General features: G+C 57.9%; 19 protein-coding genes and 1 tRNA gene. 15 read left to right on the plus strand and 5 right to left on the minus strand.

Annotation, left to right across the window (positions count from 1 at the left end; all coding sequences use genetic code 11):
• Window positions 1–18 precede the first annotated feature (18 nt).
• The 3 genes from AAY81_RS04425 to AAY81_RS04435 all read right to left on the minus strand — a co-directional run bounded on the left by AAY81_RS04425 (window position 19) and on the right by AAY81_RS04435 (window position 3,075).
• Entirely contained in the window at window positions 19–375 is a 357-nt protein-coding gene (locus AAY81_RS04425) for a NifB/NifX family molybdenum-iron cluster-binding protein (RefSeq protein WP_066661859.1), read from the minus strand.
• A 148-nt stretch (window positions 376–523) separates the two neighbouring features.
• The gene (locus tag AAY81_RS04430) at window positions 524–2,053 is read right to left on the minus strand and encodes a DEAD/DEAH box helicase (RefSeq protein WP_066661860.1); all 1,530 of its coding nucleotides are present in this window, start codon (window positions 2,051–2,053) and stop codon (window positions 524–526) included.
• Between the two features lie 128 nt (window positions 2,054–2,181).
• Window positions 2,182–3,075: a carbohydrate deacetylase gene (locus AAY81_RS04435; RefSeq protein WP_066661863.1), complete on the minus strand. Its 894-nt coding sequence runs from the start codon at window positions 3,073–3,075 to the stop codon at window positions 2,182–2,184.
• Between the two features lie 95 nt (window positions 3,076–3,170).
• Here AAY81_RS04435 and AAY81_RS04440 point away from each other — a divergent pair, with 95 nt between their 5' ends.
• The 4 genes from AAY81_RS04440 to AAY81_RS04455 all read left to right on the plus strand — a co-directional run bounded on the left by AAY81_RS04440 (window position 3,171) and on the right by AAY81_RS04455 (window position 8,611).
• Window positions 3,171–4,160: a glycosyltransferase family 2 protein gene (locus AAY81_RS04440; RefSeq protein ID WP_066661865.1), complete on the plus strand. Its 990-nt coding sequence runs from the start codon at window positions 3,171–3,173 to the stop codon at window positions 4,158–4,160.
• A gap of 110 nt (window positions 4,161–4,270) precedes the next feature.
• A tRNA-Glu gene (locus tag AAY81_RS04445) sits at window positions 4,271–4,345 on the plus strand.
• A 64-nt stretch (window positions 4,346–4,409) separates the two neighbouring features.
• Window positions 4,410–6,563, plus strand: coding sequence for a glycosyltransferase (locus tag AAY81_RS04450; protein ID WP_066661868.1), 2,154 nt, complete (start codon window positions 4,410–4,412; stop codon window positions 6,561–6,563).
• Window positions 6,564–6,565: 2 nt separating this feature from the next.
• A complete protein-coding gene (locus AAY81_RS04455; RefSeq protein WP_066661871.1) occupies window positions 6,566–8,611 on the plus strand; it encodes a glycosyltransferase in 2,046 nt (681 codons plus the stop codon).
• A 51-nt stretch (window positions 8,612–8,662) separates the two neighbouring features.
• Here AAY81_RS04455 and AAY81_RS04460 read toward each other — a convergent pair whose 3' ends face one another.
• On the minus strand, window positions 8,663–9,415 hold the full coding sequence (locus AAY81_RS04460; protein WP_066661875.1) for an ABC transporter ATP-binding protein: 753 nt from the start codon (window positions 9,413–9,415) through the stop codon (window positions 8,663–8,665).
• Between the two features lie 8 nt (window positions 9,416–9,423).
• Window positions 9,424–10,221 (minus strand): ABC transporter permease, encoded by a 798-nt coding sequence (locus AAY81_RS04465; protein WP_066661881.1) that lies wholly within the window; start codon window positions 10,219–10,221, stop codon window positions 9,424–9,426.
• Between the two features lie 219 nt (window positions 10,222–10,440).
• Here AAY81_RS04465 and rfbA point away from each other — a divergent pair, with 219 nt between their 5' ends.
• The 11 genes from rfbA (at window position 10,441) to AAY81_RS04520 (ending at window position 25,122) form a co-directional block, all read left to right on the plus strand.
• Complete coding sequence (gene rfbA, locus AAY81_RS04470) at window positions 10,441–11,328, plus strand: glucose-1-phosphate thymidylyltransferase RfbA (protein ID WP_066661884.1); 888 nt, start codon at window positions 10,441–10,443, stop codon at window positions 11,326–11,328.
• 8 nt (window positions 11,329–11,336) lie between these two features.
• Complete coding sequence (rfbD, locus tag AAY81_RS04475; RefSeq protein WP_066661887.1) at window positions 11,337–12,218, plus strand: dTDP-4-dehydrorhamnose reductase; 882 nt, start codon at window positions 11,337–11,339, stop codon at window positions 12,216–12,218.
• A 34-nt stretch (window positions 12,219–12,252) separates the two neighbouring features.
• A complete protein-coding gene (rfbB, locus tag AAY81_RS04480; RefSeq protein ID WP_066661888.1) occupies window positions 12,253–13,335 on the plus strand; it encodes a dTDP-glucose 4,6-dehydratase in 1,083 nt (360 codons plus the stop codon).
• On the plus strand, window positions 13,336–15,792 hold the full coding sequence (locus AAY81_RS04485; protein ID WP_066661890.1) for a glycosyltransferase family 2 protein: 2,457 nt from the start codon (window positions 13,336–13,338) through the stop codon (window positions 15,790–15,792).
• Entirely contained in the window at window positions 15,777–16,358 is a 582-nt protein-coding gene (gene rfbC / locus AAY81_RS04490; protein WP_066661893.1) for a dTDP-4-dehydrorhamnose 3,5-epimerase, read from the plus strand. Before AAY81_RS04485 ends, rfbC begins: the two co-directional genes overlap by 16 nt.
• A gap of 129 nt (window positions 16,359–16,487) precedes the next feature.
• Window positions 16,488–17,612, plus strand: coding sequence for a UDP-galactopyranose mutase (gene glf / locus AAY81_RS04495; protein ID WP_066661895.1), 1,125 nt, complete (start codon window positions 16,488–16,490; stop codon window positions 17,610–17,612).
• A gap of 150 nt (window positions 17,613–17,762) precedes the next feature.
• A complete protein-coding gene (locus AAY81_RS10535) occupies window positions 17,763–19,688 on the plus strand; it encodes a L,D-transpeptidase family protein (protein ID WP_066661898.1) in 1,926 nt (641 codons plus the stop codon).
• 174 nt (window positions 19,689–19,862) lie between these two features.
• A complete protein-coding gene (locus AAY81_RS04505) occupies window positions 19,863–21,371 on the plus strand; it encodes an LCP family protein (RefSeq protein ID WP_082867866.1) in 1,509 nt (502 codons plus the stop codon).
• Between the two features lie 210 nt (window positions 21,372–21,581).
• Window positions 21,582–22,955: an ISL3 family transposase gene (locus tag AAY81_RS04510; RefSeq protein ID WP_066660379.1), complete on the plus strand. Its 1,374-nt coding sequence runs from the start codon at window positions 21,582–21,584 to the stop codon at window positions 22,953–22,955.
• Between the two features lie 152 nt (window positions 22,956–23,107).
• Window positions 23,108–24,445, plus strand: a complete 1,338-nt coding sequence (gene glnA / locus AAY81_RS04515) for a type I glutamate--ammonia ligase (RefSeq protein ID WP_066661904.1) — start codon at window positions 23,108–23,110, stop codon at window positions 24,443–24,445.
• A 2-nt stretch (window positions 24,446–24,447) separates the two neighbouring features.
• The gene (locus AAY81_RS04520) at window positions 24,448–25,122 is read left to right on the plus strand and encodes a winged helix-turn-helix domain-containing protein (RefSeq protein WP_066661906.1); all 675 of its coding nucleotides are present in this window, start codon (window positions 24,448–24,450) and stop codon (window positions 25,120–25,122) included.
• The last annotated feature ends 17 nt before the right edge of the window (window positions 25,123–25,139 follow it).

The following is a 25,139-nucleotide window of genomic DNA, read 5'->3' on the forward strand; positions in this document are numbered from 1 at the left end:
CGGCCAAGCGTTTTGGCGTCAGGGGAGGCCTTGCCATTCGTCGTCTTCTTGAGCCTCTTCGTTTTCCAGCTCTTCTGCCTTCTTCTGAACGTACGATTCGGCTACCTGCATGGCACGTCCGCTTGCCCCGCTAACGACTTCTATGCCGCGATCCTCGAATGCCGATTTGTGCGCGGGAGCGATGGAATGGCAGATGAACGTGTCGACGTCGATGCGTTCCATGAGATTGGCGTACTCTTCCCCCGTGAGCCCCTGAGCGGGTATGTTTTGAGATTCAGCTATTTCGTAGCTCTTCGTGGTGTAGTAATTGAAATTCAGGCACTGGGGGAAGTTCTCCGCAACGTCCAGGCCGTTACTCGCAACCGCGATTCTCATAACGTGCTCCTTTTCCTCTCTCTGTGAAAACGATAGCAAAGCCCCCATGCAAGGGGGCGCGCTTTCGCTCAGCGGAACTTTTCTGCAAGTTGGTGGTAGGTGGGAAAAAGAGAGGCGGTGAAAACCGCCTCTCACGATGACCTAATGGCTAGCGTGCGCTCTTGGAGTGCTGCTTGGCCCTGGTCCGACGTTGCGCCCTGCCGGGGCGGAAGTCGTTTTTCGAACCCTTGGCCTGGGGCTTGCCCGAGCGGAAATCGCCCTTGCCGTTTCGGCCCTTGGGGGCTGCGTTGCGGTTCTTCTTGCGTGCGGGCTCTTCGGCGCTCTTGTGGCCGTTCTTCTGGGCTGCCTGTGCAGCCTTCTGGTTCTTCTTGCCCTGCTTCTTGGCGGTGCCACGCGTCTTGTGAGGCGAGGGAGCTTCCTCGTTGCGCTTGCGTTCGCGCTTTGCCTTCGACTTCTTGCGCGACTTGTCTTCCTTTGCCGCGGCAGCGAGCTCGGGGTCTTCCTTGGCTGCCTTGCGCGTGGCCTTGTCGGCAAGTGCTGCTTCGCTTGCGGAAGCGTCGAACGACTTTACCTCCATGGTGGGAATGCTGATGCCGATGAGCTTTTCCACGGCGCGCAGCAGCTTCTTGGTGTCGGGCGAGATGAACGAAACGGCAAAGCCCTTTTCGCCCGCGCGGCCCGTACGGCCAATGCGGTGGACGTAGTCTTCGGCTTGCATGGGCATGTCCAGATTTACGACGTAGTACACATCGGATACGTCGATGCCGCGTGCGAGCACGTCGGTGGCGACGATGATGTCGATCTTGCCTGCAGCGAAGTCATCGAGCGCACGCTTGCGCTGGTTCTGACTGCGGTCGGAATGGATGGGCGCGCACTTGAATCCAGCACGACGCAGCTTCTTGACCGTGTTGTCCACGCGATGACGCGTACGTGCGAATACGATGATGCGCGTGCCGCCGCGTTCGTTCAGCAACGAGATAAGCAGGTCGATCTTTGCGCGCTGGTCTACGTGGATGACGTACTGTTCGATGGTGTCGGCGGTTTCGCCCTTATGGGCAATCTCGACGAAAACGGGGTCCTTCAGCAGGTTCTTCATGTTCTTCTGGATGGCCGAATCGATGGTGGCCGAGAAGAGCAGCGTCTGGCGGTCGACGGGGCACTGTTTGATGATGCGCTTCATGTCCGGCAGAAAGCCCATGTCAAGCATGCGGTCGGCTTCGTCGAGCACCACGGTTTCCACCTGGCTCAGGTCGGCGGCGCCCTGGTTGATCAGGTCGACCAGGCGGCCGGGCGTGGCGATGAGCACGTCGGTGCCGCGCGAGAGCGCGTCAATTTGGGGGCCATAGGAAAGGCCGCCTACGACGCAGGTGACATGATGGTGCGTCTTGGTGGCGATGGTGGTGCACACTTCGCGGATCTGCATGGCGAGCTCGCGGGTAGGCGTGATGACGAGCATGAGCGGGCCCTGGCCGTGACGGGCATGGCCGATCTTGTCCATAGAGGGCAGGCTGAATGCCGCCGTTTTGCCCGTACCGGTCTTTGCGGCAGCGATAACATCGCGTCCTTGCAGGATCGCGGGAATGGCCTGCTGCTGCACGGGCGTGGGCTCATTGTAGCCAAGAGCGTCGACGGCCGCGAGGCCCAGTTCGCTCAGGCCCAATTCGTTAAATGATGTCATATGGGATTATTCCTTGAATCTATCTACTATGCGCTTTATACGCGAAACATCGGCGTGGATGAGTTCGGCATGCGAACACGATGCGATGCGTATGTACCAGCGGACTAGTATATAGGCGCGGTATGGCGTTACAGTGAACGCAGCGCTTCTCCTTCGATTCCCCGCAACGGGGAGGTGTAGAACTCCACGAAGCCCGTGAGCTTCGGGTTGAGCGCGTCTTCTTGGGGAACCGCGCCCGGGTGGAAGAGCAGCTCGAGCGGCATGTTCCTTTTTCTGGCGTACGCCTTGAAGGCGGGCAGAACCGCCGCAACGCGTTCGGGCGTCATGTGCCCGCTGAAGTTGATGCCACAGAAAATGGCGGATATGTCCTGGTAATTGGGAAGGTTCTTCTTGTCCATGCGCCAAAGGAAATTGAGTAGCCAGTGCTTGACCCAATTGATGGCGGGAATGCGCAGCCATACACGGGGCGTTTTCAGGAAGGGGAGCACTGGCTCGGCGGGGATGCGTAGGAACGCGATGGTGCATCCGCGCGACTCGACGGCACGAAGCAGCGCGTCGAATACGGCGGGAATAAGGTGAAAGTGCTGGTGACTATCGATGCGCAGCGCGTCCTTCGCATGGGGCAGTGCTGCCAGATGACGGTCGAGCTGGGCGCCGATTTCCGTGGATAGCTGGTTGGTGAGTTTGGCTTTCTGGGAGCTGAACGAGAGTTTGAGCATCGAAGCGAAGCTCTGGCGGAATATGCCCTTGTCGTCTACGAGAAGCGGAATGCTCTTGGGGTCCGCGCAGCAGGGGCCCTCCACCACGTTTACGTGCAGGCTCGCGAGGATGTTCTCCTGTTGCTTCTGGAGCAGGGGAATGGACTCGCTGAAACTGGGTGCGTTGACCATGACCGAAACGCTGTTGAGTGCTCCCGTGCCGCCGCATGCCTTCGCGTAGGAAAGAATGAGTTCCGATTGAGCTGGGGTGATGCCGTAATCGTCGGCATGGTAGATAATGTCGGGGGCTTGCGCGTACGTCATGTGCCTAACGTATCTCCTTCTTGTTCAGGTTCTGGAAAATCTTACCATGCGCTACACTGGGTGTGTCCGATACACATCGTCTGTAAAGATTGCCCATGACTGTAGACTCTTCGCGCGTAGCGCCATTACCCCAGGCCTTCGACCTATCCCTGGTTGTTCCCTGCCATAACGAGGAAAAGAACGTCCATGCGTTTTTCGAGCGCGTGAAGGACGTATTCGATGGCTCGGGCGTATCGTATGAGATCGTCTACGTAAACGACGGCAGCTCCGACGGCACCATGGCGCAGCTCCGGAGCCTTATCTCCGAAGACGCCGGCGCCCACGCGCTTCGTGCCATTGGGTTTTCGCGCAACTTCGGCAAGGAGAGTGCAATCTTCTGCGGCATGAAGGAATCGCAGGGTTCTTGCGTGTGCCTTATCGATGCCGACCTGCAGCAGGATCCCGCCTTGGCGTTCAGCATGTACCAGTATCTGATGGAGCACGAAGAATGCGACGTTGTGGCGGCGTATCAGGAAACGCGACGCGAGAACAAGGTTCAGGCCTGGTTGAAGCGTCGTTTCTACCGCACGTTCAACGTGGCGTCCGACGAAATCGAGATGCCCGAGAACATGAGCGACTTTCGGGTGTTCCGGCGTACCGTGGCCGACGCCCTTGTTTCCATGCCCGAGTACTACCGCTTTAGCAAGGGGCTTTTCGCCTGGGTGGGCTTCAATACGCATGCCGTTCCCTACACGCCCGACGAGCGCCTGGCGGGGGAGTCAAGCTGGTCTACGCGCAAGCTCTTCAAGTATGCCTTCTCGGGAATCATCGCCTTCACCACATGGCCCCTGAAGGTGGCGAAGTATATAGGCTTCGTTTCCAGCTTGGTGGCTACGCTCTACTTGCTCTATGTTCTCATCGTCGATTACCTCATCATGGGCATTGCCATCCCCGGCTATCCCACGCTCGTGTGTCTCGTCCTCCTCTTTGGCGGCCTCCAGCTTTTGGTGCTGGGCGTGATGGGCGATTATCAGGCACGAAGCTATATCGAGCAGAAGCGTAGGCCCCTGTACATCGTGAAGGAGCGCTACGACACGAGGGGGTAGGGGCAAATCGTGGACATCGTGTGAACGGCGCCTTTGTCGCAAAATTGGCCCTTGCGTCGGCTGCGGTGCTTTGCCATAATAGCCTAGCTGCTTCACGGAAGCGCATGATCGTCCCCATAGTCTAGCGGTCAGGACGCGGCCCTTTCAAGGCTGAGACACGAGTTCGATTCTCGTTGGGGGCACCAAAATAACGCAGGTCGCGGCTCAGCTGCGACCTGCTTTTTTATTGGCTGATTGCAGGAGGCGTGCATGCCCAAAGTATCCATTCTCATCCCCGTCTACAACGCGATTCCCTATCTGAGGCAGTGCCTTGATAGCATCAAAGCGCAGACGCTTCAGGATATCGAGGTGCTTTGCATCAACGACGGCAGCAAGGATGATTCCCTTGCGGTTATGAACGAGTACGCTGCGGCTGATAGCCGCTTCAAGGTGCTCGACAAGCCCAATGGCGGCTATGGTCATTCGCTCAACTATGGCCTCGATCACGCTACGGGCGAATTCATCGGCATCGTTGAGCCCGACGACTTCATCGACGAGCATATGTACGAAGACCTTCTGTCGTACCAGGATTTTGGTGGCAAGCCCGCCGATATCGTCAAGGGTTCGTACGTGCAGTTCTACGATGGCCGCAATGGCTATGGCGATGCGGTAACCACCTCTGCGCTTACCGAGTTCATGCCCAAGGTTCCCACCGCGCTTACCATCGATGATCATCCGGGTCTGTCTTCGTCGCATCCTTGCATCTGGACGGCCATCTATCGTCGTTCCTTCCTGGAATCCGAGGGCATTCGATTCATGGAGCCCAATGGCGCCGGTTGGGCCGATAACCCGTTTATGCAAGAAACCCTGGTTGCAGCCAAGCGCATCGTTTGGGTTCCCAAGAACTACTATTACTATCGTCAGACGAACATGAGCTCTTCGAGCTTCCTGAAGGACTTTCACATTCCGTTCGACCGTACGCGTGAGATGCGCGAGGTGCTTCGTCGTCGCAATGCCTCTGCGAAGATCTGGGAAGCTCTGTACGTGCGCGAATTCAGCTACATCAACTTCGTGCTGGGGGAGTGCGGCTTTTCCGAGACCGACCCCGAAGTGCATGCCCTCGTTCTCGAGATGCTCGAGGATATGGACAAGGACCTCGTTCTTTCCAGTAAGTGCTTCGCCGCAAGCGATATCGACTTCTACAACTCGTTCCTGGCGGCTGCGCACGCGCAGGACAACGCTGAACCGGAAGCTTCCGAAGAACAGCCCGTTGTTTCCTTCCTGGTTCCCGTGCTCGACAATCGCCGCACCATGGCCGAGTGCCTTTCTTCGCTCAATGCGCTCGAAGTTGAGCACGAGGTGATCTGCGTTGATTGCGGCTCTCACGATTCCAGCCCCATGATTTGCAAGCGCGTGTGCAATACGCACGCAAATGTGCGCATGCTCGATGGTGCGTTTGAATCGGTGCCGCAGGGCCTCAATGCCGCATTGAAGGCATCCAAGGGGCGTTACAGTATGGTCATCGACCCGTCCATGAGCGTTGATGCCCGCCTCTCTTCCTTTATCGAGTTGGTGGCCGAGGGATCGTCCGACATCGCGCTGCTCGACAACGATATGCGCTATGTCGTGGACGCACTGCGTGCGGCCAATGCGCTTGATGCTGTTACCGTTCAGACCGAGGAATTCGTTGCAGCTATGCTTCCGGCGGGCGCCGAATCCATTTCCGGTTTTGCCTTCGACGTGGCGCATGCAAACGAATATGCTCGCATCTATCGCAATGACTTCATTCGCGAACAGGGCCTTTCCTTTGATTCTTGCGACGTCATGGGCGATGCGTCGTTTGGCATGCGTGCAACCATTGCTGCCGCGTCCATTGCCTACGGCGCCTTCAACTGCATGTCGAACGCCGACCGCTTCATCGAGTGGCCGCTGTTCTACCTCGAGCTCGACGAGCAGCATCAGCTTCGCAGCGAGCGCAGCGCATCGCGTCGTCGCGTTACGCCTTCCATCTTGAAGGGCATTGAAGCGGTGGGCGACGAGCGCTATGCCGTTTCGCTTTCCAACGTGCTGGCTAGCGCGTTCGCGTGGGATATCGTGCATACCGAGAACCTGGAAGAACTTCACGCTTGCATCGACGAGGAGCTTCCCGCCGTGCGCGCGTGCCTGGAGCGCCTGGGTAACGAGTATTGCTGGCATAGGCCTCGCGATCACCGCGTGTACGAGCTCTTGGCAAAGGGTGGCGTCGAGGAGTTCCTGGAAGATCGCATGCTGTACAAGGATTACGTGCTGCGTCTCGACGAGCAGGCTCTTGCCGACATGAAGGATTCTCCCACCATGCGTTTGGGTACGAAGCTCGCGCATGCTGGTCGTATCGTTATGCCTCGCAAGGCTATCGCTGCTGTAAAGAACGCGTTCCGCAAGTAGCCATGTCCATTCTTTCTCGACTCTACAATCGACTTTTCGCGGGGGAGAGTTGGATTTCCGCGGCCGAGGTTCGCACGGGCGCTGGTACGCGCGTGATGGGCTGCAGGCCGCTCGAAGAGGGTACGTGGATGCTCGAATCTCGCGCCCTCGTGGCGCAGGATCGCATGGATGACCTGCAATTCCAGGTGGTCTTGGACGATGGCACCGTGCTCGATTCTGCATTGCGTGGTTCGCAGCGCATTGCATCGCCGCGTGGCAACTCGAAGGTGGCCTGGTACGAGCTTTGCTACGTTACGCTTCTCTCGAAGGAAATGGGTAACGTAACCGTGCGCTTTCAGAGCGCGTCTTCGGGAGAGGCGCTCTGCGCGTGGACGATGTCTCAGCAGCGCTGGCAGCGCGAACTCACCGATGATTATTACGCCCTCGTGCGGAATCCCTTTGCGGATGGATCCTACGAGGAATGGCGTGAACGTCAGTGCGTAACGGACGATCAGCTCCAAAGGCAGCGCGAATCGCATTTTCCATACGAGCCCCTGGTGAGCTTGGTGAGCCCCCTGTATCGCACGCCTCCGGCGTTCCTGCGCGTCATGATTGATTCGGTGCGCGCGCAGAGCTACCAGAAGTGGGAGCTTGTGCTGGTGAACGCCAGCCCCGACGACGAGGCCCTTGCCGAGGTTCTTGCGTCGTACGATGACGAGCGCATCATCGTGGTCGACCATCCCGAAAATGATGGCATCGACGGTAATACCAATTGCGGCATCGCCGCATCGCATGGTGACTACGTTGGCTTTCTCGATCACGATGATTTTATCGAGCCCGATTTGCTTTACGAGTACGTGGCGCGCATCAATGAAACGCAAGACGTCGACCTGCTCTATTGCGATGAGGATAGCTTCGAGGAGGGGAAGGGCTATACGCTTCCCTTGTTCAAGCCCGATCGCTCTCCCGATCTTTTGTATTCGAACAATTACGTTATTCACCTGCTCATGGTGAGCAGGTGGCTGCTTGATCGCACCGAGCGATCGGGTCCGCTCACGAATGGCGCGCAGGATTACGACCTTACGCTCAAGGCGTTCGAAGTTGGCCGCAGCATCGTGCACGTACCGCGCGTGCTCTATCACTGGCGCATGCATTCTGGGTCCACCAATGGTGGCAACTCCGATGCGAAGCCGTATTGCAACGACGCAGGCGCCTACACCATCGAGCAGCATTTCAAGCGACGTGGCATCACGGCTGATGTCGTGGATACCGATTGCATCTTCGTGTATCAGCTGAAGATCCATTCCGATATCGCGACTTCGAGCGTTTCGGCAGTTTTCGATTCGGATGAAAGCCTTGAGTCTGGTTCATGGGATGCCGCCGTTGCAGATGGGTTGGCTACGGTTACGCCCTCGGAGTCTCTTGAATCCGAACGGGATATCCTTGCGTACCGCAATGAGTCGGCGCGCAAGGCGAGCTCCGAGTACGTGCTTTTCGCTGCTGGCGACGTTGCGCCCATTACCTCCGACGCGCTGAGCGTGCTGCTGCCGTATTTCGAGCGTTCGGAAGTGGGACTCATCTCTCCTCGCTTGCTTACGCCGCAGGATACGCTTTGCCAGAGCGGTATCGTCGTTCGCGCTGATGGGCAGCTTACCGAGCTGGGCATTGATTTGCCGGCATGGGATAGTGGCTACATTGGGCGTTTTCACCGTCCTGCGAATTATGCCGCCGTCGCTCCCGATTGCGTCATTATGCGTAGGAAGGACTTCCTGGAAGCGGGCGGTTACGACGAGAGCTATGGCTCGCTGCTGTACGCCCAGGTCGATCTTTGCCTCAGGCTTGCGCAGAAGGGGTTGCTCACGCTCTACGTTCCGTTTGCGGAGCTTCGACATTCCCGTACGCGCTTCGAGGCGCTTTCGCCGCTGCATCCCAGCGTGCGTGACTTGCTTGCCCATGATGCCAAACGCCTTGCCGAAGCTTGGCCCGCCATCGTTTCATCACCCGATGGCTTCTATAACGCCAATCTCGACCAGAGCAGCTCGTACTATCTTCTTGACCATACGAAATAGCCCTTCCGGATAAATCCGAAAGGGCTATTGCCTTTTTATATGGGACGGCTGCTATGCCTGGTGTTCCTGTTCCAGCCCGCGATATGCGGCGCATACCTCTTCTACGGTGCCAATCTTGCGCAGGTGACCCTTTTCGATCCAGACGGCCTTTTCGCAGACGCGTTCGACCTGGTCGATGCTGTGGGAAACAAATAGCAGGGTAGTGTTGTGCTCGCGCACGAGCTCGTTGATCTTGCGTTCGCACTTTTCCTGGAAGAGGAAGTCGCCTACGGAAAGCGCTTCGTCAACGACCAGGATGTCGGGGATGGTAGCCGTTGCCACGGCGAAGGCCACGCGTGCGACCATACCCGAAGAGTAGTTCTTCATGGGCATGTCCAAGAACTCGCGAACTTCGGCAAAGTCTACGATTTCGTCGAAGTGGGTGTCGATGTACTTGCGGCTGTAACCCAGCAGTGCGCCGTTGAGATAGATGTTCTCGCGTGCCGTGAGTTCCATGTCGAAGCCTGCGCCTAGCTCGATGAGCGGGGCGATGGACCCATTTACCGTAACGGATCCCTTTGACGGCTCGAGCACGCCGGCGATGATCTTCAGCAGGGTAGACTTACCCGAACCGTTCGTGCCAACGATGCCATATACGTCACCTTGCTCGACGGTGAAGTCGATGTCTTCCAGAGCCTTGAACTCCTTGAAGAACAGTTCGCGTTTGGCGAGCTTGATGAAGTATTCCTTTAGGCTGTTGAGCTGCTCGCTGGCGATGTTGAACACCATCGAGACATGGTCTATGCGGATAGCTGGTTCGCTCATATTCCGTCCTAGATATAGAGAATGAACTTGTGCTCGGTCTTGCGGAAGACGATGAATCCCACCACGAAGGTCACGAGCGCCATGCCGAAGCAGATGAGGATTTCCTGAATCGAGGGGCAGGTGTTCCACATCATGATGTCGCGGAAGAACGTGAGGTAGTGGTACATGGGGTTGAACTGCATGATGGCCATCATCCAATCGGCCAGCATGTCCACGGGATAGAAGATGGGCGTGGCGTACGTCCATGCGGTAAGCAGAACGCCCCATAGGTGCATGACGTCACGGAAGAATACCGAGAGCGCCGAGATGAGCAGGCTTAGGCCGAACGAGAACATGGTGATGAAGATGATCAGCAGCGGCAGGCCCCAGATGGCATGCACGCTGGGGAGCACCTGGAAGTAAGCCATGACCAGCGCGGCCGCAATCATCGAGATAGCCGTGTTCAGAAGCTCGAACATGACCTTTTCCATTGGGAAGATCATCTTCTCGATGCGAATCTTCTTGATGAGCGATTGCGCATCGATAATGGAGCTCATGGCCGAATTGGTGGATCGATTCATGAAGTCGAACATGATCTGACCCAAGATAAGGTACAGCGGGAAGTTCTCGATGTTGAATCGGAACATGTAGCTGAATACGGCGGCGAGCACGATCATCATGAGGAGCGGGTTCAACACGCTCCATACGATGCCCAGGAAGCTGCGGCGGTACTTGAGCTTGAAGTCCTTGCTTACCAGCGATGCCAGCACGAATTTATTGTGCTGGAATTCCGTTACTCGTTTCTTTTCTATAGCTGCGTCTGCCATTCCATTTCCTTTGAGTTGTCCAGTCGCAAGCGTTTATTATCGCGATAATGGCGATGCGTATCAATTGCACGCGCGCGAATACATGGAATTCCGTTACTTGCGCGTAGCCTGTCCGACGTGCCGATTTATGGTAATAGTCGTTGCGTTTCCTGCAAGCATGCGCGCAGGGCGTAGAATGTTTCGCATATATGTGACATGTACATGTTTAAAGGAGCGCACATGAAGGGCATCATTCTTGCGGGTGGTAGCGGTACTCGTCTGTATCCGCTAACCACGGTAACCAGCAAGCAGCTTCTTCCCATTTACGACAAGCCCATGGTGTTCTACCCGCTTTCCACGCTTATGCTCGCGGGCATCAAGGACATTCTCATCATTTCCACTCCGGTTGACCTGCCTCGCTTCCGCGACCTGCTGGGCGATGGCAGCCAGTATGGCATCTCGCTTTCTTACGCAGAGCAGCCTTCGCCCGACGGCCTTGCCCAGGCATTCATTATCGGCGAGGAGTTCATCGATGGCGAAAGCTGTGCACTCGTACTGGGCGACAACATCTTCTACGGCAATGGTCTTTCTCGTCATCTGAAGGCCGCCGTCGACGCCGCCGAGAACAATGGCGGTGCCACGGTATTCGGTTATTACGTCGACGACCCCGAGCGCTTCGGCGTCGTGGAGTTCGACGAAGACGGCCATGCCATTTCCATCGAGGAAAAGCCCGCTAACCCCAAGAGCAACTATGCCGTTACCGGGTTGTACTTCTATGACAAGCGCGTGTGCGATTTCGCCCGCAAGGTGAAGCCCTCCGCGCGCGGCGAGCTCGAAATCACCAGCCTGAACGAGATGTACCTGAACGATGGCAGCCTTGATGTCGTCACGCTGGGCCGTGGCTACGCGTGGCTCGACACGGGTACCGTCGAATCGCTCTTCGAGGCTTCCGAATTCGTTCGCTCGGTTGAGCGCAGCCAGTCCATGCCCGTTTCCGTTCCCGAGGAAATCGCCTTCGAGAACGGTTGGATTTCGCGCGAAACGCTGCTTGCGGCCGCGAAGACGTATGGCAAGAGCCCGTATGGCCAGCACCTTCAGAAGGTTGCCGACGGCCGCATTATGGATTAGGTGATTGAATGCGCATTCTTATTACTGGTGCTGCCGGTCAGCTCGGTCGTGAGCTTTCGGGCATGCTTGCCTCGGGGCAGGCGGAAATCGGCCCCATTCCCGCTAGCTATGCGGGTGCGGAAGTCGTCTGCGCCGATGCTGGCGAACTCGATATTACCGACGCCGCTGCCGTCGATGCTTTCCTGGCAAGCGGCTTCGACGTCGTCTTCAATTGCGCGGCCTATACGAACGTCGATGGTTGCGAAGCTCACGAGAGCGATGCCTTTGCCGTGAATGCCACGGGTCCCGCGAACCTTGCGCGTGCCTGCGAGCAGACGGGCGCGAAGCTCGTGCACGTTTCCACCGACTACGTGTTCCCGGGCAACCAGCCCGAGCCGCGTGTCGAATCCGATGAAGTGGCTCCTCTTTCCGCGTATGGCCGTACCAAGCTGGCGGGGGAGCAGGCGGTTGCTCAAGCGTGTCCTCGTCACTTCATCGTACGCACGGCTTGGCTCTATGGCCACGAGGGCAAGAACTTCGTGAAGACGATGATGCGCCTGGGCAATTCGCTTGACACGGTTACCGTGGTCGATGATCAGCTTGGCTGCCCCACGAACGCCAACGACGTCGCGTACCAGATGCTGCGCATTGCAGAAACGGAAAACTACGGCATTTACCACTGCGTGAACAAGGGCACCTGTTCGTGGGCCGATTTCGCGCAGGCCATCATGCAGGAAGCCGGGCTCAATTGCGTAGTCGCGCGCTGCACCTCGCAGGAATATAAGGAAGCGCACCCCGAAAGCGCGTCGCGTCCCGCCTATTCGTCGCTCGTGAACGGCCATCTGGCTGCGACGATAGGAGACACCATGCGTCCGTGGCACGATGCGCTTCGTAGCTATATGGGCAAATAGATTTCGCTTTGCGAACGTAACTATAAGGAGTTTCATGAAAACGTATTTGGTAACTGGTGGCGCTGGCTTCATCGGCAGCAACTTCGTGCTCTACATGCTCAAGAAGTACCAGGATATTCGCATCGTGAACGTTGACGTGCTCACGTATGCGGGCAACCTCGAGAACCTGAAGGACATCGAGGGCGACGAGCGTCACATCTTCAGCCAGACCGATATTCGCGATAAGGATGCCATCACGCGCCTGTTTGCTGAATACGATCCCGATTACGTGGTGAACTTCGCCGCGGAAAGCCACGTGGACCGCTCCATTGCAAACCCCGAGGTGTTCGCCGACACCAACGTCATGGGTACGGTAACGCTGCTCAATGCTGCTCGTGCGGCGTGGCAGCAAGAAGATGGCTCGTGGACCCCGGGCAAGAAGTACCTGCAGGTTTCCACCGACGAGGTGTACGGTACGCTTTCCCTCGACAAGCTTGATGAGTTTTTCCGCGAGGACACGCCGCTTTCCCCGCATTCGCCGTATTCGGCAAGCAAGGCCGCGGCCGACATGTTTGTTTCCGCCTATGGCGATACGTATGGCATGCCCATCAACATCACGCGTTGCTCGAACAATTATGGCCCGTATCAGTTCCCGGAAAAGCTCATTCCGCTCATGATCAACAATGCGCTTGCCCATAAGGAACTGCCGGTGTACGGCGATGGCCTGAACGTGCGCGATTGGCTGTACGTGGAAGACCACTGCAAGGCCATCGACATGGTTCTGGCGAAGGGCAAGCTTGGCGAAGTCTACAACGTGGGTGGCCACAACGAGCGCGCCAACATGTTCATCGTGAAGACCATCATCGCGGAAGCCTCCAAGGCCGTGAATGACCCTGCCATCACCGAGGACCTCATCCGTCACGTCACCGATCGTGCTGGCCACGACAGGCGCTATGGTATTGCCCCCGACAAGATCAAGGCCGATCTGGGCTGGTACCCCGAGACGAAGTTCGAAGATGGCATTGTCCGCACCATCGAGTGGTACCTGCAGCACAAGGAATGGATGGAGCACGTAACGAGCGGTGCATATCGCGCATACTACGACACCATGTATTCTGCCAAGGAGGTTCTGGACTAGATGGAGTTCGGTAAGCTTACGCGGGGGGATGGGAAGATCTACATTGCGCTGCGTGCCGACGTGCCTTCTGGTGCGCAGATTCGCGTTTCCTCGCGTGCGCAAAACGGCAATGACATGCCGGCACTTGCGCTGCGTGGCGAGCAGGCCGATTCATATGTGGTTGTGGTTCCCGTTATCTCGGTTGCCCAGGTAGTCACCGCCCATGTGGTCGATGGGCAGGGCAAGACGCTCGACAGTGCCATGACCGCCGTCGATCCGAAGAAGTCGGCTTGGCAGTCGAAGCGCAACACGCTGCTGAAGGATGCAGCTACTTCCATGCGCAACATAGACGCCGAGCCGCGCATCGATTGCGCGAACATTCGCATCGACCGCATCGTCCTCTTCGACGATGCAACGAACTTGCTGCACGGCTTCATCTGCGTGTATGCGCCCAACTATCGCAACGAGGCGCTGAATAACGCCAGCATTCGATTTGTTGGCATGGATGGTTCTCTACTGGAATCGTCGAAGGTCACCGTTTTCGGCGAGAGCCCCATTCCCGTTACGGCCGACTCTCCCGATGGGGCTCGTCTCATCGAGTTTTCGTTCCGCCTGCCCGTACTCGATTCCGATTTCTTCATTTGGGTGTCGTTCCCCGGTGGAAGCGCGCCCGATGGCTTCGTTCGCATGGAAGCCTCTCGTATCGAGCAGCTGCGCAGGGATTTCTTCTTCATGATGTCGCATACCTCGCAGGGTGAGGCCTACGATGATTGGTTCCGCCGTATTCATCGTACGTCTTCGCTGGTCATTGAAGCGCAGAAGACGGCCCATTTCGAAATCGAACCGCTGTTCTCGATTATCGTGCCCCTGTACAAGACGCCCCTTGGCTTCTTCTGGGAAATGGTCGAATCGGTGCGCTCGCAGACGTATGCCAAGTGGGAGCTCGTGTTGGTGAATGCCTCTCCCGAAGATGCCGAGCTTTGCGAAAACGCCCAGCGTGCGGTAGCGGAAGACGAACGTATTCGGCTGGTCACGCTCGACGATAACAAGGGCATCACGCTCAACACGAACGAGGGCATTCGTGCCGCCAAGGGCGACTTCCTGTGCTTCTTCGATCACGACGACATCCTGGAGCCCGATGCGCTCTTCGAGTATGTGAAGGGCATCAACCGCTATCCCGACACCGACTTGCTCTACTGTGATGAGGACAAGATCGAGAACGGTCATTACTTCGATGGCTTCCTGAAGCCCGATTTCGACATGGACCTGCTCACGGCTTCGAATTACGTGTGTCACATGCTTACGGTGCGTGCGTCGCTCGTGCGCGATCTTCCCGAGCTGCCGGGCAAGGAGTTCGATGGGGCTCAGGATCACAACCTCACGTTCCTCATCGCTGAGCAGGCGCGTAACGTCTATCATGCGCGCAAGGTGCTCTATCACTGGCGTGTGCATCAGCAGTCCACCGCTGGCTCCGCCGATTCCAAGCCGTGGGCGCAGGAAGCGGGCAATCGCGCCATCGAAGCGCACTTCGAGCGCATTGGCGTACCCGTGAAGGTGGAAGATAGCACGCCTGCCTTCTACCATCGCGTGAAGTACATCATGCCCGAAGAGCAGCCCCTGGTTTCCATCGTCATTCCCACGAAGGACCATATCGACCTGCTTTCCACGTGCGTCGATTCCATTTTGGAAAAGACCACGTATCGCAATTACGAAATCGTGCTTGTCGAGAACAACAGCACCGAAGAGCAGACGTTTGCCTACTACGACCAGATCACCTCGCGTGATTCCCGCGTAAAGGTGGTGCGCTACGAAGGGGAATTCAATTTCTCCGCCATTTGCAATTTCGGCGCGCGTCATGCCTCGGGCGACTATTACCTGTTCTTGAATAACGATACGTCGGTCATCACGCCCGAATGGATCGAACGCATGCTTGGTCCCATGCTGCATCGTTCCACTACGGCTTGCACGGGCGCCATGCTCCTGTATGCCGACGACACCATTCAGCATGCTGGCGTAATCATTCCGAAGGCGAACCCCGACCACCTGTGCCATTGCTTCCCGGCCGATTCGCTCTACCATTTTTCGCATTTGCAGCGTACGCGCGAATCGTCGGCCGTTACGGGTGCGTGCATGTTGGTTCGCGCAAGCCAGTTCGATGCCGTCGACGGCTTCGACGAGCGTTTCGCCGTGGCATACAACGACATCGACCTCTGCCTTCGCTTGCGTGAGCGCGGTTGGAGCGTTGTCATCGAGCCGACGGCGCGTCTCTATCATTACGAATCTGCTTCGCGTGGCTCCGACTTCATGAACCCGAACAAGTTCGCTCGCCTGCATAGCGAAGGCGGTTTGTTCCGCGAGCGTTGGGGCAAGTACATCAGCGCCGGTGATCCGTTCTATGGAATGCATTGCGCGCGCGAATCAGCTAGATACGAACTCGATTGGTTGCGAGAGGATTGGGAACTATGGACGAAGGCGTAATTACGTCTGGGAACTTTACGTTTACGAAGACCTCCATCGACGGGGTAATCATCGTCGATGTGAAGGCATATGGCGATAGCCGCGGGTACTTCATGGAAACCTACAAGCGCCCGGATTTCGTCGCGGGCGGCATCGATGTCGACTTCGTGCAGGACAATCAGAGCTCCAGCACCAAGGGCGTGCTGCGTGGCTTGCATTTCCAGATTGAGCATCCGCAGAGCAAGCTCGTGCGCGTGGTGTCGGGCAAGGTGTTCGACGTCGCCGTCGATCTGCGTGAAGGCAGCCCTACGTATGGCAAGTGGGAGGGCGTGGTGCTTTCCGCGGAAAACAAGCGCCAGTTCTTCATTCCGCGCGGTTTCGCCCATGGCTTCCTGGTGCTTTCCGATACGGCGGAGTTTTGCTACAAGTGCGACGACGTCTACCATCCCAATGACGAGGGTGGCCTGATGTGGAATGATCCCGCCATTGGCATCGAGTGGCCTGCCATGGAGGGCGACGAGGCCTTCGACGCTTCGAAGATCGTTCTTTCCGATAAGGACAAGGTTCATCCCGCGTTTTCGAAGTAAGCGGGTTTTCCTGGATGGTACGTGCCGCTGGCCATTTTCGCCGGCGGCACGCTTTGGTTTATTTAGCGTAACTGGCGCTCCGAACGCATTCGTTGCGTATACTCGGTACGTCTAAGCTCTTAGAAAGGAATGATCGTGTCTCAGTACGATTATCTCATCGTTGGCGCTGGCATCTCGAGCGCCGTTTTCGCGCACGAAGCCGCCAAGGTGGGGAAGACGTGCCTCGTCATCGACCGTCGTCCGCATATCGCCGGTAACGTATACTGCGAGGACATCGAGGGCATTAACGTCCACAAGTATGGTGCCCACATCTTCCATACGTCCATTCGTCGCGTGTGGGATTACGTGAATCAGTTTGCCGAGTTCAACAACTACGTGAACAGCCCCGTTGCCGTTTACAAGGACGAGCTGTATAACCTTCCGTTCAACATGAACACCTTCAGCAAGATGTGGCCCGAGGTGCGTACGCCCGAACAGGCGAAGGCGAAGATTGCCGCCCAGGTAGCCGAGGCGGGCATTGGCGAGCCCTCCAACCTGGAAGAGCAGGCACTTTCCCTGGTTGGCCGCGATGTGTACGAGAAGCTCATCAAGGGCTACACCGAAAAGCAGTGGGGCCGCGACTGCAAGGACCTTCCTGCCAGCATCATCAAGCGCCTTCCGTGCCGCTTCCGCTATGACAACAATTACTTCAACGATCGTTGGCAGGGCATTCCCATGGGTGGCTACACCAAGATGGTGGAAGCCATGTTTGGCGATACGCCCGTCAAGCTGAACACGGAATACCGTGAGTTCATTGCCCAGAACCCCGATGTTGCCGATCGCGTTATCTACTGCGGTCCCATCGACGAGTCCTACGATTACCAGCTTGGTCGCCTGGAGTACCGCAGCCTGCGCTTCGAAAGCGAGATTCTCGACGAGGAAAACCATCAGGGCAACGCCGTGGTGAACTACACCGAGCGTGAGGTGCCTTATACGCGCATCATCGAGCACAAGCATTTTGAGTACGGCACGCAGCCCAAGACGGTCATCACGCGCGAGTACCCGGCCGACTGGAAGCCCGGCGACGAACCGTACTATCCCATCAACGACGAGCGTAATTCGTCGCTGTATGCTCAGTACGTCGACCTTGCCTCCAAGGAGGGCAAGGTCGTGTTCGCTGGTCGCTTGGGCGGCTACAAGTACTACGACATGGACAAGGCCATCGACGCTGCGTTCGACCTGGTCGAAGCAGAGCTTGGCGTAACCATCGCCTAGTTGCCTGGAACATCGCCGTAAAGCGGAGGGCGCCCGTGCGTCCTCCGCTTTTTTGCGTTTGGGGTGCTTGTTCGCTGCGTCAAATTGGGACTTTTGTTGTGGTAATATTTCCCTGTGTGGCTGTGAAAACCACGAGGAAATGGGGCTGATATGACGGGGTATTCCTATCGTTTCCGCATGCGTTCGGCATGCGTTGCGTTCATTGCCGCTACAATCGTCACCTTCTTGCTTGCGTCGTCTCCGTCGTATGGCTTGGAGGCAATCGATTCGCTTCCCACTGTCGCGCCGCAGGGCTCAGAGGCCGTTGCCGATTCATCTGTGGACCCAACGACCAAGACAGGCGATTCTGCGGTAGTCGATGAGGGCGATGCTCCTGCTAGTGAGCCGTCCGCCGTTTCGCAGGCTGACGATGGGGAAGGGGATCCCGCTGCCTCGCCGGCGGCCGATTCCGTTTCCGCTGATGTTCCTGTCGTTGCGGTTGAACCGCAGGCCACATCTGCTCAAAGTTCCCTCGATACATGTTCGGACGATCCCCAGGATCCTTCCGAAACCACTCAGGAGCCCTCGTACGAAGAATCCCATGTGAACATGTATCGCCTGTATAACCCGAATTCGGGCGAACATTTCTACACGTCGAGCGAATCCGAGGCCATCTCCATTGCCAGCATCGGTTGGCAATGGGAGGGCATTGGCTGGGTGGCTCCCTCTATGTCGGATACGCCCGTGTATCGCCTGTACAACCCCAACGGCGGCGACCATTTCTTCACGACGTCGGAGTCCGAGCGCGACGGCCTGGTGAAGAAGGGCTGGAAGTACGAGGGCATCGGCTGGTACTCCGATGCCGAAGGCACGGGCCTCGTCGTGTATCGTCAGTACAACAAGAACGCCAAGACGGGCTCGCATAACTACACGACGTCCGCCACCGAAAACGCCTCGCTTGTGAAGATGGGCTGGACGGCCGAGGGCATCGCCTGGTACGCCACGAATGGCGCGAACCTGCCGTTTACGGCGCGCTGGCTCGTTTCTCCCGCATGGACGGGGTCTCTCGAGCGCTACTGGCTCGATTCGAATGCAAGCGTCGCCAAGTCTCGCCTTGTTACCGCTTCGGAGGGTGCGGGGTATACCGCATACGCGCGTTCCAACGGCATCATCGTGCGCGGAAAGTGGGATAACGGCGCTGGTCGCGTATACGTTGCGAACAATGACGGCAAACTGGCATCCACGTCCGACGGAAATACCGGTTGGCTTGTGACCAAGGCCTACGATGGCGTATTGCAGCGCTATCGCTATGACGCCACGTCCCATGCCATGCTGTCGGGCTTCTTCGTAGTTGATGGCGCTCGCTATTTTGGCATGGGCAACAATGGTTACGTGCTGCGCGGCAAGACCAACTGGGGCAATCATGTTCTTCTGGCCAACAACGATGGCGTCATGCCGTCTGCCACGGGTTGGCTTGTGACAGGAATCTACGATGGGGGCAACTTGCAGCGTTACTGGTTGCAGAAGGCCTACCAGTCGTTCGTGGGGGCGCGTACGGGCTTCTTCAATGCCGAGGGAAGCAAGTACTTTGGCGTATACAACGAAGGTTACGTGCTTCGAAACAATTTCATCAAGGATGGCTCCACCTGGTACAAGGCCGACAATGACGGCAAGCTCGTGAAGTCGGTTCCTCCTGCGCAGTACCTTATGACCGAGTATGCGCAGCGCTTCTCGAGCGCTACGCGCTGGCTCATCATGATCAACCTCGATACCGCCATGTTGGGTGTCTATACGGGTTCTCAGGGCAATTGGACGTGTGTCCAGTACTGGCTCTGCTCGCCTGGCAAGCCTTCCACTCCCACGGTTACCGGTACGTTCACCACGCTCGATCGCAAGCCGCATCTGAGCACGGCCTATTCCGCGCGGTATTGCACGCGCTTCTATGGCGGCTACTTCATTCATAGCATCCTTGGCACGGGCAACGAGCTGGGCAGCTATCGTTACCTGTCGCATGGATGCGTGCGCGTTGAGGTGGATAATGCCAGGTGGATTTACGAAAACGTACCGCTTGGCACTACGGTTCACGTGTACAACTAGGCTGTCGTTCGCGCCTCGCGCTTCTTTGACCTTGGGCGTGCTTGCTTAAAGGTTGCTGAAGGCGAGGCGCATAGTTGAGCGGGTCGTATGTAAACTGCGCTCTGCGAGTTCGTATTCGTTTATACTTTTTAGAATCTTAATGTGCCGACTGTACTGTAGGGGATATATCAGCTCATGAGCAAAGGAAAACATGCTGGTCATGGTACACCGGTTACTCGTTACGAGGACCAGTGGGGCCAGGAACAAGGCAATGCCCAGTGGATGCCCAGCGGTATGGTGCCCATCAATCCGTACTCTCGCTCCTCGTACGCCGAGGGTCTTGCGAACAAGAAGGGGAAGCGTCGTCGTCGCAAGCGCATCGGCATCACCATTGCCCTGGTGATTATCGCCATGCTCGTGTGCGCTGGCACGGCTGCGGCTTTGTATTTCACCAATCAGATCAAGACGATTGACGAGAACTTCTCGCAGGGTCTCGATGCCGACATCGAAGACGCTCTCGTTGAAACGAACGCGCCAAGCGATCCGTTCTACGTGCTGCTCATGGGTACCGACGAGTCCATCGAACGTTCCGAAGATAACACCTTCGGTGGCATTTATCGCACCGACACCATCATTCTTGCGCGCGTCGATCCGGGCAACAAGAAGGTCACCATGATTTCGATTCCGCGTGATACGCAGGTCGACATGGGTGAATACGGTCTTCAGAAGATCAATGCCGCATATGCGTATGGCGGGGCGTCTCTTGCCGTCAAGACGGTTTCCGAGCTCTGCGACGTCGATATCGCTCACTTCGTGCTTGTTGACATGGACGGTCTTGCTGCCATCGTCGACAATCTGGGTGGCATCGAGGTCGACGTTCCCATGGAAATCGACGACGAGGATTACACGGGCCATCTCGACGCGGGTCTGCAGACGCTCGATGGCTGGCAGACGCTCATCTTTGCGCGTAGCCGCCATGCATACGATTCCGTGGGCGATGGCGACCTGCTTCGCGCCGCGAACCAGCGTACCGTTATTAGCGCTATCGTCGACAAGCTCTTCCAGAGTGACATCATCACTATGAGCACGTCCATCACGAACCTGTCTTCGTTCATTCAGACCGACCTTACGGTGAGCGAAATCGTGGAATACGCCCAGGCTCTGAAGGGCATCGACACAACGACCGATGTGTACAGCGCTACGGCGCCCGTCGAGTCGGTGTACGAGAACAATATCTGGTGGTGCAAGCTCATTACAAGCGAATGGGAGGAAATGCTCAGCCGCATGAAGCAGGGCCTTGCTCCCACTGAAGAGCAAGAGGTCGATTCTGCCACGGGCATTGTGCTCTCGTCGGTGGGCGATAGCGGCACGGCTTCCGTCACGGCCGACACGAATGCCACCTCGACTGCTTCCGTTACCCAGGATGGCAATGTCGTCGTGAAGAACGGTTCGGGCGTATCGGGTGCGGCCTCCTCGGCGGCTAGCATGCTCGCCAAGGCTGGCTTCAATGTGACCGAGGTTGGCGATGCCGATTCCGATAAGTACAAGAGCACGCTCATCATCTACGCTTCCGACGAATTTGCCGATGAAGCGAAGACCATCAACGAAACCTTGGGCGGCAGCAACACCGTCATGAAGAACGATGGTACGTACACCATGACGGGCGACTTGCTGGTGGTGCTCGGCTCGGCCGACGCATCGTAGCGGCAAAGGCACGTAATCATAGGGCGTCGGCGTTTTGCCGGCGCCCTTTTTTGGCTCTTCGGTGGTTTCTGTGGGAGAGATTCCGGCATAGGCCCAGCTCAGCGGGCGAAAACAACGATCTGGAACTGAAACGGCCCCGGGAGGGGCCGTTTCCGCGTCATCCGCCTATGATTGCTAAGCCAAATTCAGACAACCGAAGAGGTGTGACGCATGAAGAGTCTACTACTTCTCGCCCTCGGTCTGGCCCGCACGGTCGTCCTGGGCGCGCGCATCGAGGCCGAGCGCATCGTCGTGAGCGTCCGGCCCTACAAGCGCGAGCAGCGCCGCTGCCCCGTATGCGGCAGGGCCTGCGACTTCTACGACATGGCGAACCGCGGGGCCCCCAGGCTGTGGAGGGCGATGGACCTGGCGCGCTCGGCCTGCTACCTGGAGTACGCGCCCTGCAGGGTGCGCTGCCCGGAGCACGGCGTGCGCACCGAGGCCGTCCCCTGGGCGCGGCACGGGGCGCGCTTCACGCGTGACTTCGAGGACTGGGTGGCGTGGCTGGCGGTCCGCTGCACCGCCTCGGCGGTCTCCGAGCTCGCCCGCGTCGAGTGGCACAGCGTGGGCGGCGTGTGCAGGCGCGTCTACGCCGAGCTGGAGGCCGCGCGCGGCGCCTCGAGGTTCGACGGCGTGCGCCGCATCGGCATCGACGAGACGTCGTACAAGAAGGGCCACAAGTACGTCACGGTGGTCGTCGACCACGACCGCGGCTGCCTCATCTGGGCGCACGAGGGCACCGGCAAGGACGTGCTCAACCTGTTCCTCGACGAGCTCACGCGCGAGCAGAGGCGCGCCATAGAGGTGGTGACCGCCGACGGCGCGAGGTGGATAAGGCAGCTGGTCAAGCGCCGCTGCCCCAACGCGAGGTGGGTCATGGACCCCTTCCACGTGGTCCAGTGGATGAACGACGCGCTCGACGCCGTGCGCTGCGAGGAGTGGAACGCCGCCAGGGCCGCCGCCAGGGCCGCCAGGCCCAGGCCCGAGGGCAAGCGCGGCAGGCCTGCCAAAGGCGAGCTGCCGCCCGAGGAGGTCAGGGCGCTCGAGGAGGAGGCGGCCTCCATCAAGGGCAGCCGCTACGCGCTCGTGAAGAACCCCGAGGACCTCACCGACGGCCAGAGGGCGAGGCTCGAGGCGCTCAAGAAGAGGGCCGGCTCGCGGCTGGTCAGGGCCTGGGAGCTCAAGGAGGACCTGCGGGCCGTCTTCCGGGCAGCCGACGGCTCCGAGGCCGCCGAGCTGCTCGACGACTGGATGCACAGGGCCGCCTACTGCAAGATCGCCAAGGTCGTCGCCGTGGAGAAGAAGGTGCGCCGCCGGCGCGACGACATCATCGCCGCAGTCGAGCTCGGCATCAGCAACGGGCGCGTAGAGGCCATCAACAACAAGATCAAGGTGACGGTGAGGATGGGCTACGGCTTCCGCAACACCGACAACCTCGTGGCCCTGCTCATGCTCAGGTGCGGCGACTGCCAGCCCCAGCTCCCGGGTCGCCCGGTGAAGGCGAGGAAGAAGGGCGTGAAGGGAGCGAAGAGCGTTGCTGCCTAGGCTAGCCCCTTGTCACACAAACTACCGAAGCCTCCCTTTTTTTCATTTGGAAACATCCTTGAAAAGATGAACGTGTAATATGGCACTAATAATGAGGTTACGGCTATGGGCTGATGACGCATCGCGTCTTCGCGAACACGAAGGGAAGGCTTATGACCCCCGATCAGGAATACGTTCTCAAGACGGTTAAGGCCAGGGACGTTCATTTCGTCCGCTTTTGGTTCACCGACGTCATGGGGAACATGAAATCGTTCGCGGTCAATCCCAACGAGCTCGAACATGCCTTTGAAGAGGGCATGGGTTTCGATGGCAGCTGCATCAATGGCTTTTCCGATACGGCGGAAAGCGACATGCTCGCGTTCCCCGATGCCTCCACGTTCCAGATTCTTCCGTGGCGTCCCGATTCCAATGCCGTGGCGCGTATGTTCTGCAATATTCGCACGCCGGAAGGCGAACCATTCGAAGGCGATTCGCGCCTCATCCTGTCGCGCGTTGTCCAGAGCGTCCGTGAGGCGGGCTACGAAGCGAATATGGGTCCCGAGGTCGAATACTTCTACTTCCGCGACTCGAAGGGGACCGAAGTGCTCGACCGTGGAGGCTACTTCGACCTCACCGAGCTCGATTCGGGTAGTGACCTGCGTCGCGATACCGTTTTGGCCCTCGAGAATATGGGCATTCCTGTTGAATACAGCCATCACGAGAGTGGCCCCAGCCAGCATGAAATCGACTTGCGCTATTCCGATGCATGTAGCATGGCCGACGCCGTCATGACGTACAAGATGGTCGTGAAGGAAATCGCCGCGCTTCATGGCGTGTATGCGAGCTTCATGCCCAAGCCTCTTTCCGACTGCCCGGGTAGTGGCATGCATGTGCATTTGAGCCTGTTCGATCACGATGATCGCAATGCGTTCTTCGATCCGAACGACCCCCTGGGGCATCACCTCTCGAGCACCGCAAAGCACTTCATTGCGGGTCTCTTGCATTACGCTCCCGAATTCTGCCTGGTCACGAACCAGTATGTGAATTCCTATAAGCGCCTTACGGGTGGAAAGGAAGCCCCCGCGTACGTTAGCTGGGCGCGCAGCAATCGTTCTACGCTCGTGCGTATTCCGGGGTATCGTCCATCCGAGGAAATGGCCTGTCGCGTCGAGATGCGCAATGCCGATCCGGCATGCAATCCGTATCTGGCCTTCGCGGTGATGCTTGCTGCTGGTATGGCAGGCATACGCGAGCAGTTACCGCTTCCGGAATCCTCCGAGGGCGTGAACCTTTCTTCGCTCGATCCGTCCAAGCTTCGCGAGCTGGGCGTGCAGAAGCTCCCGCTTACCCTGGGCAACGCAATCGAACTGTTTGCCGAAAGCGACCTTATGAAATCGGTGCTGGGCGAGCACATCCACGGCTATCTCGTTGATGCGAAATCGCGCGAGTGGCGTGAGTACCTGAAGCAGGTTTCCCCGTGGGAGCTCGATCGCTGGCTGGAAGTGCTGTAGCCATGGCGCGCAAGCAAGTCGCGTTCGTGGCGGACAGCCTGGATAACGCCTACACATTTCAAAATGCGCTTTCCGATATGGACGTCGACGTCGTTGCCTGGTCGAGCGCCCGCTTCGAGAAGGCAACTGCGCAGCGATTCGACTTCGACTTGCTCATCTATGAGATTTCGGGCAATGTCTCCGAGGTGCTTCACCGTCTTGAACGGGTGCTTTCCAGCGAATCGAATGCATGCGCGCTGTTCGTCGTCGATGAGGCGTCGTTGTCGGGCCTTTGCCTTCCCACGCAGGTGAAGTGCGACTTCATCCTAAGCGGAGCGTCAGGTGCGGAATGCACCGCTCGCATTAGGCAGCTTCTCTGGCCGGGCAACGAAACGAATGTCGATGACTATATCGTCGTCGATGGCATGACCATCAACTTGGCCACGTATCAGGTTGACGTAGATGGCTCTCCGCTCGACTTCACGTATCTGGAATATGCACTGCTCGCGTTTCTCGCGTCGCATCCTGGTCGTACGTATTCGCGTGATGCGCTCCTGAGTCGCGTGTGGGGTTTCGACTACTATGGCGGCAGCCGTACCGTCGACGTGCACGTTCGTCGTATTCGCGCAAAGCTTGGTCCTGAACTTGCGCAGCATTTGGAAACCGTGCGTGGGGTAGGCTATCTCTGGAACGTGTAGGGTATACTCAACTATTC

This window comes from Denitrobacterium detoxificans, assembly GCF_001643775.1.
Classification (GTDB): domain Bacteria; phylum Actinomycetota; class Coriobacteriia; order Coriobacteriales; family Eggerthellaceae; genus Denitrobacterium; species Denitrobacterium detoxificans.

What these genes read in the sequence shown, in the direction of transcription:
- rfbA (WP_066661884.1), top strand. Translation starts at nt 10,441, where the DNA reads ATGAAGGGCATCATTCTTGCGGGTGGTAGCGGTACTCGTCTGTATCCG.
- glnA (WP_066661904.1), top strand. Translation starts at nt 23,108, where the DNA reads ATGACCCCCGATCAGGAATACGTTCTCAAGACGGTTAAGGCCAGGGAC.
- AAY81_RS04505 (WP_082867866.1), top strand. Translation starts at nt 19,863, where the DNA reads ATGAGCAAAGGAAAACATGCTGGTCATGGTACACCGGTTACTCGTTAC.
- AAY81_RS04465 (WP_066661881.1), bottom strand. Translation starts at nt 10,221, where the DNA reads ATGGCAGACGCAGCTATAGAAAAGAAACGAGTAACGGAATTCCAGCAC.
- AAY81_RS04450 (WP_066661868.1), top strand. Translation starts at nt 4,410, where the DNA reads ATGCCCAAAGTATCCATTCTCATCCCCGTCTACAACGCGATTCCCTAT.
- AAY81_RS04425 (WP_066661859.1), bottom strand. Translation starts at nt 375, where the DNA reads ATGAGAATCGCGGTTGCGAGTAACGGCCTGGACGTTGCGGAGAACTTC.
- AAY81_RS04430 (WP_066661860.1), bottom strand. Translation starts at nt 2,053, where the DNA reads ATGACATCATTTAACGAATTGGGCCTGAGCGAACTGGGCCTCGCGGCC.
- AAY81_RS04460 (WP_066661875.1), bottom strand. Translation starts at nt 9,415, where the DNA reads ATGAGCGAACCAGCTATCCGCATAGACCATGTCTCGATGGTGTTCAAC.
- AAY81_RS04510 (WP_066660379.1), top strand. Translation starts at nt 21,582, where the DNA reads ATGAAGAGTCTACTACTTCTCGCCCTCGGTCTGGCCCGCACGGTCGTC.
- glf (WP_066661895.1), top strand. Translation starts at nt 16,488, where the DNA reads ATGATCGTGTCTCAGTACGATTATCTCATCGTTGGCGCTGGCATCTCG.
- rfbB (WP_066661888.1), top strand. Translation starts at nt 12,253, where the DNA reads ATGAAAACGTATTTGGTAACTGGTGGCGCTGGCTTCATCGGCAGCAAC.
- AAY81_RS04440 (WP_066661865.1), top strand. Translation starts at nt 3,171, where the DNA reads ATGACTGTAGACTCTTCGCGCGTAGCGCCATTACCCCAGGCCTTCGAC.
- AAY81_RS10535 (WP_066661898.1), top strand. Translation starts at nt 17,763, where the DNA reads ATGACGGGGTATTCCTATCGTTTCCGCATGCGTTCGGCATGCGTTGCG.
- rfbD (WP_066661887.1), top strand. Translation starts at nt 11,337, where the DNA reads ATGCGCATTCTTATTACTGGTGCTGCCGGTCAGCTCGGTCGTGAGCTT.
- AAY81_RS04520 (WP_066661906.1), top strand. Translation starts at nt 24,448, where the DNA reads ATGGCGCGCAAGCAAGTCGCGTTCGTGGCGGACAGCCTGGATAACGCC.
- AAY81_RS04435 (WP_066661863.1), bottom strand. Translation starts at nt 3,075, where the DNA reads ATGACGTACGCGCAAGCCCCCGACATTATCTACCATGCCGACGATTAC.
- rfbC (WP_066661893.1), top strand. Translation starts at nt 15,777, where the DNA reads ATGGACGAAGGCGTAATTACGTCTGGGAACTTTACGTTTACGAAGACC.
- AAY81_RS04485 (WP_066661890.1), top strand. Translation starts at nt 13,336, where the DNA reads ATGGAGTTCGGTAAGCTTACGCGGGGGGATGGGAAGATCTACATTGCG.
- AAY81_RS04455 (WP_066661871.1), top strand. Translation starts at nt 6,566, where the DNA reads ATGTCCATTCTTTCTCGACTCTACAATCGACTTTTCGCGGGGGAGAGT.